Origin of the sequence: Streptomyces globisporus (assembly GCF_003501885.1) — a bacterium.
In the GTDB taxonomy this organism is placed as follows: Bacteria; Actinomycetota; Actinomycetes; order Streptomycetales; family Streptomycetaceae; genus Streptomyces; species Streptomyces globisporus_D.
Genome location: NZ_QWFA01000215.1, coordinates 1 through 10419 on the forward strand (window position 1 = coordinate 1; position 10419 = coordinate 10419).

Sequence of the window (10419 nt, forward strand, 5' to 3'; positions counted from 1 at the left end):
TCGGCACCCCGCCCGCCCCTGCTGCTGGCCGGGGACGCGGCCGGGGTGACGAGGCCGCACACCGCCACCGGTGCGGTCAAGGCGCTGCAGGACGCCCTGTGCCTGGAGCGGGTCCTGCGCGAGGGGCCGGATGCCGCCACGGCGCTGGAGCGGTACGCGGACGAACGCACGGCAGCGGGAGCCCGGTTGGTGGAGCTGGGCCGCCGGATGGGGCGCGCCCTGGTCGAGGAGGTCCCCGACTGGCCGGCGATGGGGCAGGACGAGGTGGATGTCTGGTTCCGCGGGGTGCTGGCCGGGACGTGGCACTACCTCTACGAGGAGCCCGGGGAGGCCGCCGAACCGGCCGCCTCGACCACGTCGGCGGGCCCGGAGGCGTCCGTCGACCGGTGAGGCGGATCCGTGCGAACGGCCCTCAGTCCGCGATGCGTTCGAAGACCGCGGCGAGGCCCTGGCCGCCGCCGATGCACATGGTCTCCAGGCCGTACCGGGCCTCGCGGCGGTGGAGTTCGCGGGCGAGGGTGGCGAGGATGCGGGCCCCGGTGGCGCCGACCGGGTGGCCCAGCGAGATGCCCGAACCGTTGACGTTGATCCGCTGCTCGTGGTCCTTCTCGCCGAGGCCCAACTCCCGTGTGCAGGAAAGCACCTGGGCGGCGAACGCCTCGTTCAGCTCGATCAGGTCGAGGTCGGCGAGCGAGAGGCCCGCCCGGTCGAGGGCGGTGCGGGTGGCGGCGACGGGGGCGATGCCCATCGTCGCGGCGGGCACCCCGGCGCGGGCGAACGAGACGAGGCGGACGAGCGGGGTGAGGCCGAGGCGTTCGGCGGTCTCGGCGCTGGTGACCAGGCAGGCGGCGGCCGCGTCGTTCTGGCCGCTGGCGTTGCCCGCGGTGACGGTGGCGTCCGGGTCGGACTTCGCCATCACGGGGCGGAGGGCGGCGAGTTGTTCGGCCGTCGTGTCGGGGCGGGGGTGTTCGTCGGCGGTGACCGTCGTCTCGCCCTTGCGGGTGCGTACGGTGACGGGGACGGTCTCCGCGTCGTAGCGGCCCTCGGCGGCGGCGCGGGCGGCCCGCGCTTGCGAGCGCAGCGCCAGGGCGTCCTGGTCGGCGCGGCTGATGCCGTACTCCCGGCGCAGGTTCTCCGCCGTCTCGATCATGCCGCCGGGGACGGGGTGGTTGACGCCTCCGGCGGTCACGCGGCCCCGGGCGAGGGCGTCGTGGAGCTGGAGGCCGGGGCCCTTGATGCCCCAGCGTCCGTCGTGGGTGTAGTAGGGAGCGGCGCTCATCACGTCGACGCCGCCCGCGATCACGACATCGCTGAACCCGGCCCGGATCTGCATCGCCGCGTCCAGCACCGCCTGGAGCCCGGAGCCGCAGCGGCGGTCGATCTGGGAGCCGGTGACCGTGGTGGGCAGTCCGGCGTCCAGGGCGGCGACCCGGCCGATGGCGGGGGCCTCGCTGGTCGGGTAGGCGTGGCCGAGGATCACCTCGTCGACCCGGTCGGGGTCGATACCGGTGCGGGTGACGATCTCCGCGATGACGCGTGCCGCCAGGCGGGCCGGGGTCTGCTGGGCGAAGGCCCCGCCGAACCGGCCGATGGGGGTGCGCAGGGGTTCGCAGATGACGACGTCGAGCGGCACGGAGGGCCTTCCCTGGGGTCGGGGACGAGGAACAGGGGCGCGGTGTGGTGGACGCGTTTCGCGGTGGGACGACCTTCGCACCGCGTCACTGAGTCGGTCCAATATCGAATGTGCGCAGGGTTGAGAGGCTGTGCGTCTCAATGAAACTTACGCACGGGTGTCGGCAGCGCTTCCTCCGCCACGGCGAGCACCGCGCGCAGGGCGGCGGAGGGGTTGTCGGCGCGCCAGGCCAGGGCGGCGCGGAGGCGGACGGCCGGACCGGCGAGGGGGCGGTAGACCAGGCCGTTCTGCTGGATGTGCTGGACGGAGGTGACCGTGAGGGTGACGCCGACCCCGGCGGCGACCAGGGCGAGGATCGTGTAGGAGTCGGGGGCCTCCTGGACGATGCGCGGGGTGAACCCGGCGCTCTCGCAGGCCTCGGTCATGGCGTCACGGACGGTGGAGCCGGAGTTGGCGGGGAAGGAGACGAACGGCTCGCCGGCGAGTACGTCGAGCGGGACGGTCTCCCGCCGGGCGAATGGGTGGTCGGAGGGCAGGGCGCAGACCAGCTCCTCCTCGTCGATCACCCGGTGGGCGACGCCGGGCCGGGTCACCGGGAGCCGGACGAAGCCGAGGTCGAGCGAGCCGTCGGCGACCCGGGACAGGGCGGTGTTGGCGTACGTCTGGCCGGTCATGACGAGTTCGAGCCCGGGGTGGGCGGCGCGCACGGCGCGGGTGAGGCGGGGCAGCGTCTCGTGGCTGGAGGCCCCGGCGAAGCCGATGGTGACCCGGCCGTACTCGCCGGTCCCCGCCGATCTGGCCGCCCGGACGGCGGTGCCCAGGTCGTCCAGGACGGTCCGCACCGGTTCGAGGAAGGACTCCCCCGCGCTGGTGAGCCGGACCGAGCGGGTGTTGCGGTGGAAGAGCTGGACGCCGAGCTCCTTCTCCAGCTGGCGGATCTGCTGGCTCAGCGGGGGCTGGGCCATCTGGAGCCGCTTGGCGGCCCGCCCGAAATGCAGTTCCTCGGCGACGGCGAGGAAGGCGTTGAGGTGGCGTAGTTCCATATTGATACTCCTGGCGTCTCGATCCGACCTTAATTCGGTATTGGACAGCCATCAATGGCACTGACACCGTGGGGTCGGCGCATACGGAGGGTGAGGGGCACGGTGGAGCGGACGGCCGGAGCCGGCAAGGTCATGTCGATGCGGGAGGCCGTCGCCGCGTTCGTCCATGACGGGGACACCGTGAGCCTCGAAGGGTTCACGCATCTCATCCCGACCGCCGCCGGGCACGAGATCATCCGGCAGGGCCGCCGGGATCTCACGGTCGTCCGGATGACGGCGGACATCGTGGTGGACCAGATGCTGGCCGCCGGATGCGTGACGCGGCTGGTCTCCTCGTTCGTGGGCAACTCCTCCGCCGGTTCGCTCGGTGAGCTGCGGCGGCGGATCGAGCACGCCGATCCCGGGCCGCTGGTGTTCGAGGAGTACAGCCACTACGGGATGGTGTGCCGGTATCTCGCCGGTGCGCAGCGGCTGCCCTTCTATCCCCTGCGCAGTTACGCGGGCAGCGACCTGCCGTCGGTCAACCCCGCTATCCGCAAGGTGGCTTCGCCCTACCCGGCCGCCGACGGCTCCACCGAGGACATCTACGTCGTACCGCCCGTCCACCCGGACGTGACGTTCATCCACGCCCAGCGTGCCGACCGCCGGGGCAACACCCAGATCTGGGGGCTGACCGGCGTCCAGGCCGAGGCGGTGTACGCGGCGGAGAAGGCGGTCGTGGTGGTGGAGGAGCTGGTGGCGGACGAGGTGATCCGCGCGGATCCGAACCGCACGCTCGTCCCCGCCCACGCGGTGGACGCGGTGGTGGTCTGCCCGCGCGGGGCGCACCCGTCGTTCGCTCAGGGCTACTACGACCGGGACAACGCCTTCTACCGGGCCTGGTCCGCGATCAGCAAGGACCCGGCGCGACTGCGGGGATGGCTGGAGGAGTGGGTGTACGGGACCGCCGACCACGCGGCGTACGTGGCGAAGCTGGGCGAGGAGGTCTGGGCGGGACTGGCGGTCGGCGAGGCGCCGAGCGGGTCGGTGGACTACGGGAGGCGGCTGTGAGCGGGGACCGGGCCGGCGCCTCGCGGCCCGTCACCTCCTCCGAACTGCTCTCCGTCGTCGCCGCGCGCGAACTGGCCGGTCGGCGCACGGTGTTCGCGGGGATCGGGCTGCCGACGCTCGCGACCGAGCTGGCGCGGCTGACCGTCGCTCCGGGCCTTGAGGTGGTGTACGAGTCCGGGGTCTGCGGGGCGCACCCGTCCCATCTGCCGGAGACCATCGCGGACGCCGTCCTGATCACGGGGGCCGAGGCGGTGGTGTCCATGGCCACGCTGTTCGGCTCGGTGCTCCAGGGCGGGCACATCGACGTCGGCTTCCTGGGGGCCGCGCAGATCGACCGGTGGGGCAACCTCAACACCTCGGTCATCGGGGAGTGGGAGAGCCCGTCGGTGCGGCTGCCGGGTTCCGGGGGTGCGGTCGAGGTGATGGCGAACGCCCGGGAGGTGTTCGTGGTGATGCGCCGCCACACCCCGCGCTCCTTCGCCGCCGTGCTCGACTTCTGTACGACGCCGGGTCCCGACCGGGCGCTCGCGGACGGCATCCGCCCGCTCGGCGCCGGGGTCACCCGGGTCATCACCGAGCTGGGCGTCCTCGCCCGGGCGGGGGTCGGGGACGAGCTGCGGCTGGTCGCCGTGCATCCCGGGGTGAGCGTCGAGCAGGTGCGGGCCGCGACCGGCTGGGGGCTGAAGACCGCCGACCGGCTCGCGACGACGGCCCCGCCGACCTCCGCGGAGCTGCGGCTCCTGCGCGACGATGTCGACCCGAACCGTGTCTACCTCCGCTGAAAGGCCGTAACTGCCATGCGTATCAGGATCGTCGGAGCCGGGGCCATGGGCCGGGGCATCGCCCAGTGGGCGGCGAGCGCGGGACACACCGTGGAGCTGGGTGACGTACGGCCCGAGGCGGTGAAGGAGGCCGTGGACTTCATCGCGTCGATGCTCGACCGGGCGGTCGCGAAGGGCCGGACGACCGCCGCCGACCGGGACGCGGCGGTGGCGCGGCTGGTGCCGCTCGCCGAGCCGTGGGCGGCGGGCCCGGACGTCGAGCTGGTGATCGAGGCGGTCCGGGAGGATCTGGAGACCAAGGCCGAGGTGTTCGGGAGGCTGGAGCGGGCGCTGCCCGGCTCCGCCGTCTTCGCGACGAACACCTCGTCCCTGTCGGTCACCCGGATCGCGGCGACGCTCCGGGACCCCTCCCGCCTGGCCGGGCTGCACTTCTTCAACCCGGTGCCGCTGATGCGGATCGTCGAGGTGGTGCCGGGCGCGGCCACCCGCCCGGAGATCCCGGTCCTGCTCGCCGAGTTGGTGGAGGGCTGCGGGCACCGGGCGGTGACCGTCGCCGACACCCCCGGCTTCCTGGTCAACCACGCCGGCCGGGGGCTGGTGACCGAGGCGCTCGCGCTGCTGGAGGAGTCGGTGGCGGACCCGGCGGAGATCGACCGGATCGCCCGGGACGTGCTGGGGCTGCGCATGGGCCCCTTCGAACTGATGGACCTGACCGGTCTCGACGTGACGGCCGCGGTGATCGACTCGATCTGGCAGGGCTTCCGGTACGAGGACCGGCTGCGTCCGTCCTTCCTGACCCCGAACCGGGTGGTGGCCGGGCTGCACGGCCGTAAGACGGGCCGGGGCTGGTACGCGTACGGCGACGGGGCGTCCGGCCCCGCACCGGAGAGCCCGGTCAGCGGGGACGCGGATCGCCCGGTGTTCCTGGCCTCGGCCGGGCGGCCGGAGACGGCGTCCTACGAGGAGGAGCTGACCGCGTCGCTGGAGGCGGCGGGGGTCCGCGTCGAGCGGGGCGCGGGGCCGTCGGCGGAGGCCGTGGTGCTGGTGCCCGTCTGGGGGACGCCGGTGTCGGCGGCGGTCGCGGAGGGCGGGCTGCCCCGGGAGCGTACGTTCGGCGTGGAGGTGCTGCCTTCGGCGGGGCGGCGGCGGGTCCTCGCGGTGACGGCGGCCGGTGATCCGGCGGCCGCCCGGGACGCTCGGGCGGTGCTGGCACGGGCGGCCGGGGGCGAGGAGCCGCACGGGGTGTCGGTGGTGCGGGACACCGCGGGCTCGGTCGCGCAGCGGCTGCTGTCCTCGGTCGTCGCGGTCGGCTGCTCGATCGCGGAGCGCTCCCTTGCCGCGCCCGCCGACATCGATCTCGCGGTGACCACGGGCCTCGGCTATCCGGCCGGGCCGCTGGCGTGGGGCGAGCGGATCGGGGCCGTACGGATGCTGGCGCTGCAGCGGGCCCTGCACGCCTCGACGGGCGATCCGCGCCACCGCCCGACGCGGTGGGTCACGGAGCGGGCTGCCCTGGGTCTGGCTCTGACCGATCCGGGGACGTCGCCGGCGCACTGCCTGGGGTGAGCCCCGGAGTGAACCCGCGGATGACCGATTCGTACAAGACGGCGGCGGTGCCGCCTGCATACGGTCGGGGCATGACTCCACGACTCGACGCCATCAGCATCATCACCTCCGACCTCGCGGCCTCGCTCGCCTTCTACCGGCGGCTCGGTCTCGACATCCCCGACGGGGCGGAGTCCGCGCCCCATGTCGAGGTGGCCCTGCCGGGCGGGCAGCGGCTGCTGTGGGACACGGAGGAGGTCATCGCCTCGTTCGACCCGGACTGGCAGCGCCCGGCGGGCGGGGGTGAGCGGGTCGCCCTGGCATTCGTCTGCGACAGTCCGGCGGAGGTGGACGCGTTGTACGCGGAGCTGGTCGGCGCCGGGTACACCGGGCACATGAAGCCGTGGGACGCGGAGTGGGGGCAGCGCTACGCGGTGGTGCTGGACCCTGACAGGTGCGGGGTGTCGCTGTTCGCCTCCGCGCCCCCCGCCGCGAAGTAGGCCCCGAGGGTCGTCCCGGCCAGGTCGCGCATCTCGCGGGCCAGGTGCGCCTGGTCGGTGCAGCCCGCCGCGCAGGCCGCATCGGCGTAGGGCAGACCGGTGCGGACCAGGGCCAGGGCGCGTTGCAGGCGGAGGATCCGGGCCAGCGTCTTCGGGCCGTAGCCGAAGGCGGCCAGGGAGCGGCGGTGCAGCTGGCGGGCGCCGAGGCCGACCTCGGCGGCCGTCGACGCGACGCTCCTGCCGCGCCGCAGCCCCTCGGCGACGGCCGCCGTCAGCGGGTCGGGCGGTCCGGTGTCGGCGGATCTGGCGAGCGCGAACTCCTCCAGGGTGGCGGCGGAGTCGGCGGACCGGGCGAGCCGGCCGGTGAGCGCCGCGACGGCTCCGCGGGGCCAGAGCGCGGTCAGCTCGACCCGGTGGTCGCGCAGTTCGTGCGCCGGTACGCCGAGGAGGACGGGGGCGATGCCGGGCGCGAACCGGATCGCTGCGCAGGAGCCCCGGTTGCGCGGGTCGACCTCGAACGCGTGGGTGTCGGGCCCGGCGACGACCAGGCGGCCGGCGGTCCAGATCAGGTCCATGCAGCCGTCGGGGAGCACGGACCGGGCCGGCTGCTCCGGGCCCTGCGGGACGTCGAGGGTCCAGACGACGGCCCCGTCCAGGCGGGAGGGCCGCTCCTGGTACCGCTGGTGTCGCCGGGGCATGTCTCCACGCTAGCGCGGTCAGCGGGTGGGCGGTTCCTTGGCCTCTGCGGACTCCGTCGGCTCCCTGGGCTCCTTCGCGTCCTTGGACTCCTTCTCCCAGGTCGCGTGCAGCCGGGACTTCACGTCGTCGGGCGGCAGGAATCGGGACCAGCGCTCGGGGAACTCGGAGGGCATGTACGCGGGGCCGTCGTCCTCGTCATCGTCGTCGTCCGTGCCGTCGTAGGCGGCCGAGCGGGTGCGGGCGACGAACTCGGCGGCCTGCGCGGCCCTGACGCGTTCGGTGGCCTCGCGGGCGGCGGCCGTGGCGAGCGAGGGCCACACCCGGTCGATGGCCGCGTTGACCGCGGCGCCGACCAGGACCGCGAAGGCGGAGATGCCGATCCACAGCAGCACGGCGATCGGTGCCGCCAAGGAGCCGTAGATGGTCGGGCCCTCGACCGTGCTGGTCAGGTAGATCCGGAGCAGGAAGCTGCCGAGGACCCACATGCCGAGCGCCACCAGCGCCCCGGGAACGTCCTCGATCCAGGGCGAACGGACGGGAACGGACACGTGGTAGAGCGTCGTGAGGAACGCGATGGTGAGCAGTATGACGAGCGGCCAGTACAGGACGGCTATGACCTCGGTCCCCCAGGGCACGAACTCGACCACCCGGTCCGGGCCGACGACCAGCAGCGGCAGCACCACCGCCCCGAGCAGCAGGGCGACGACGTACAGCAGGAAGGCGAGCAGGCGGGTCTTGACGATGCCGCGGTGGCCGTCGAGGCCGTACATCACGGTGATGGTGTCGATGAAGACGTTGACCGCACGGGAGCCCGACCACAGGGCGATGGCGAAGCCGAGGGAGATGACGTCGGGGCGGGCCCCGGTCGTGACGTCGGCGAGCAGCGGTTTGGCGAAGTCGTTGACCCCGCGCTCGGACAGCACCGTCTGGGAGGCGGAGAGGATGTTGCGCTCGATGGAGGCGACGGTGGTGGTGGTCGTCCACTCGTCGACGTAACCGAGCAGTCCGATCATGCCGAGCAGCAGCGGGGGCAGCGAGAGCAGAGTGAAGAACGCCGCCTCGGCAGCGAGGCCCAGAATGCGGTACTCGATGCACGAGTTGACGGTGTCCTTGAGCAAGTGCCACGCCATGCGCCGTTTGGAGACGTTGCGGTAGAGCACTCGCGCCCGGTGGAGCCGGCCCGACGGCCGCTCGGGTGTTTCATTTGCTGCCTGCACCTCCTTACCGTATCCGTATGGCAGCCACCACCCACACCGTGACCAATCAGGTTCCGCCGCTGGTCGGCCATGACGTCTTCGCCACCGACCGGGTCCTGTCCGAGGCCGTCGAGCGGCACATCGAGCCCGGGATCCTGCCCGTGGCGCTGGAGGAGCTGGGCGAACTCGGCCGGGCCGCGGGCTCCGCCCAGGCCCAGGAGTGGGGTGCGCAGGCGAACGGGCACCCGCCCGTTCTGCGGACACATGACCGTTACGGGCATCGCGTCGACGAGGTGGAGTTCCATCCGTCCTGGCACCGGCTGCTGGGCCATGCCGTGTCCGCCGGGCTGACGGACGCCTGGGGGCGGCCGGCCGGTCATGTCCGGCGTGCGGCGGGGTTCCTGGTGTGGACGCAGGCCGAGGCGGGGCATGGCTGCCCGCTGTCGATGACGCATGCCGCGGTGCCCGCGCTGCGCACCGATCCGGCGCTGGCCGCCGTGTGGGAGCCGCTGCTGACCTCGCACACGTACGTGGAGGGGCTGCGGAATCCGCGCGAGAAGGCCGGGGTCCTCTTCGGGATGGGCATGACGGAGAAGCAGGGCGGGACCGACGTACGGTCCAACACGACCCGGGCGGAACCGCTGTCCGGCGACGGCGAGTACCTGATCACCGGGCACAAGTGGTTCTGTTCGGCACCGATGTCGGACGGTTTCCTGGTGCTGGCGCAGGCGCCGGGCGGGCTGAGCTGCTTCCTGGTGCCGCGGGTGCTCCCGGACGGCACGCGCAACGTGTTCCTGATCCAGCGGCTGAAGGACAAGCTGGGCAACCGGTCCAACGCGTCCGCCGAGGTCGAGTTCGACGGGACCTGGGCCCGGCTCGTCGGCGAGGAGGGACGCGGGGTGCGCACCATCATCGAGATGGTGGCGGCCACCCGTCTCGACTGCGTGGTGGGTTCGGCGGGGCTGATGCGGCAGGCGGTGGCGCAGGCGGTCCATCACAGCGCGTACCGCGGCGCGTTCGGCGGGCCGCTGATCGACAAGCCCCTGATGCGCAACGTCCTGGCCGACCTGGCCCTGGAGTCGGAGGCGGCGACGGTGCTGGCGATGCGGCTGGCGGCGGCGTACGACGCGGACACCGAGGGGGAGCGGGCGTTCCTGCGGCTCGCGCTGCCCGCCGCGAAGTTCTGGGTCACCAAGCGCTGCACCGCCGTGGTGGGCGAGGCGCTGGAGTGCCTGGGCGGCAACGGGTACGTCGAGGAGTCGGGGATGCCCCGGCTGCTGCGCGAGGCGCCGCTCAACTCGATCTGGGAGGGCTCGGGGAACGTCCAGGCGCTGGATGTGCTGCGGGCGCTCCAGCGGGAGCCGCGGGCGCTGGACGCGTTCCTGCGGGAGGTCGGGCAGGCGCGGGGGGCGGATCACCGGCTGGACGCGGCGATCAAGGGGCTGCTGACGGAGCTGGCCGATCTGGACGGCATCGAGGCGCGGGCGCGGCGGCTGGTGGAGCGGTTCGCGCTGGTGCTCCAGGGTTCGCTGCTGGTGCGCTGGGCTCCGCCGGAGGTGGCCGACGCGTTCTGCGCGTCGCGGCTCGGCGGGGACGGGGGCGCGGTGTTCGGGACGCTGCCGCACAGTCTGGATCTGGCCTCGGTGGTGGCACGGGCCCGGCCGTCCGCGGCGTAGTCACCGAGCGGCGAGAAGCGACGGAGGGTGGTGCTGCGCCGACACGGCACCACCCTCCATGCTCATGCGACACCGGGCGACCGGGAAGCCCGGCGTCCAGTGTTTCTGCCACTCTTGTACGGACCCGCTGGGCATCGCCAGAGTTGCAAAGGGTTGCAACCATTGTGTGGACTGCTCGGTGTCCCGGCCGGTGAGCGGCAGGATGGGCCGGGGTCGGGGTCGGGAAGCGTTCGGGGGGAACGGGGACCATGACGGAGACAGGTTCGGCGGGGGTGCCGCGGGTGACGGGCCAGGG

At 73.3% G+C, this 10419-nt stretch carries 10 protein-coding genes; 6 read left to right on the forward strand and 4 right to left on the reverse strand.

The window, feature by feature from the left end:
- A partial coding sequence (locus D3105_RS29190; protein WP_206272945.1) for an FAD-dependent monooxygenase occupies nucleotides 1-390 on the forward strand: 390 nt, incomplete at its 5' end.
- Nucleotides 391-412: 22 nt separating this feature from the next.
- Here the strand turns inward: D3105_RS29190 and D3105_RS29195 are convergent.
- Nucleotides 413-1633 carry an acetyl-CoA C-acetyltransferase gene (locus tag D3105_RS29195; RefSeq protein ID WP_118905940.1) on the reverse strand — a complete coding sequence of 407 codons (1221 nt, stop codon included), beginning with the start codon at nucleotides 1631-1633 and terminating at the stop codon, nucleotides 413-415.
- A gap of 137 nt (nucleotides 1634-1770) precedes the next feature.
- On the reverse strand, nucleotides 1771-2676 hold the full coding sequence (locus tag D3105_RS29200) for a LysR family transcriptional regulator (RefSeq protein WP_118905941.1): 906 nt from the start codon (nucleotides 2674-2676) through the stop codon (nucleotides 1771-1773).
- A gap of 102 nt (nucleotides 2677-2778) precedes the next feature.
- Here D3105_RS29200 and D3105_RS29205 point away from each other — a divergent pair, with 102 nt between their 5' ends.
- From D3105_RS29205 to D3105_RS29220, 4 genes are all read left to right on the forward strand, one after another.
- The gene (locus D3105_RS29205) at nucleotides 2779-3726 is read left to right on the forward strand and encodes a CoA transferase subunit A (RefSeq protein ID WP_118905942.1); all 948 of its coding nucleotides are present in this window, start codon (nucleotides 2779-2781) and stop codon (nucleotides 3724-3726) included.
- Complete coding sequence (locus D3105_RS29210; protein WP_118905943.1) at nucleotides 3723-4508, forward strand: CoA-transferase subunit beta; 786 nt, start codon at nucleotides 3723-3725, stop codon at nucleotides 4506-4508. The genes D3105_RS29205 and D3105_RS29210 overlap by 4 nt, the downstream gene beginning before the upstream one ends.
- 15 nt (nucleotides 4509-4523) lie before the next feature.
- A complete protein-coding gene (locus D3105_RS29215; RefSeq protein WP_118905944.1) occupies nucleotides 4524-6074 on the forward strand; it encodes a 3-hydroxyacyl-CoA dehydrogenase in 1551 nt (516 codons plus the stop codon).
- A 71-nt stretch (nucleotides 6075-6145) separates the two neighbouring features.
- Nucleotides 6146-6553 carry a VOC family protein gene (locus D3105_RS29220; RefSeq protein ID WP_118905948.1) on the forward strand — a complete coding sequence of 136 codons (408 nt, stop codon included), beginning with the start codon at nucleotides 6146-6148 and terminating at the stop codon, nucleotides 6551-6553.
- Here D3105_RS29220 and D3105_RS29225 read toward each other — a convergent pair.
- On the reverse strand, nucleotides 6481-7251 hold the full coding sequence (locus D3105_RS29225) for a DUF6597 domain-containing transcriptional factor (RefSeq protein ID WP_118905945.1): 771 nt from the start codon (nucleotides 7249-7251) through the stop codon (nucleotides 6481-6483). The genes D3105_RS29220 and D3105_RS29225 overlap by 73 nt on opposite strands.
- An 18-nt stretch (nucleotides 7252-7269) precedes the next feature.
- Nucleotides 7270-8412 carry a YihY/virulence factor BrkB family protein gene (locus tag D3105_RS29230; RefSeq protein WP_118905946.1) on the reverse strand — a complete coding sequence of 381 codons (1143 nt, stop codon included), beginning with the start codon at nucleotides 8410-8412 and terminating at the stop codon, nucleotides 7270-7272.
- A gap of 74 nt (nucleotides 8413-8486) precedes the next feature.
- Here D3105_RS29230 and D3105_RS29235 point away from each other — a divergent pair, with 74 nt between their 5' ends.
- Complete coding sequence (locus D3105_RS29235) at nucleotides 8487-10124, forward strand: acyl-CoA dehydrogenase family protein (RefSeq protein ID WP_118905947.1); 1638 nt, start codon at nucleotides 8487-8489, stop codon at nucleotides 10122-10124.
- Nucleotides 10125-10419 lie beyond the last annotated feature (295 nt).

Bases quoted from the DNA above. Each gene is read 5' to 3' on its own strand.
- D3105_RS29215 (WP_118905944.1), top strand. From the start codon at position 4,524: ATGCGTATCAGGATCGTCGGAGCCGGGGCCATGGGCCGGGGCATCGCC.
- D3105_RS29235 (WP_118905947.1), top strand. From the start codon at position 8,487: ATGGCAGCCACCACCCACACCGTGACCAATCAGGTTCCGCCGCTGGTC.
- D3105_RS29200 (WP_118905941.1), bottom strand. From the start codon at position 2,676: ATGGAACTACGCCACCTCAACGCCTTCCTCGCCGTCGCCGAGGAACTG.
- D3105_RS29220 (WP_118905948.1), top strand. From the start codon at position 6,146: ATGACTCCACGACTCGACGCCATCAGCATCATCACCTCCGACCTCGCG.
- D3105_RS29225 (WP_118905945.1), bottom strand. From the start codon at position 7,251: ATGCCCCGGCGACACCAGCGGTACCAGGAGCGGCCCTCCCGCCTGGAC.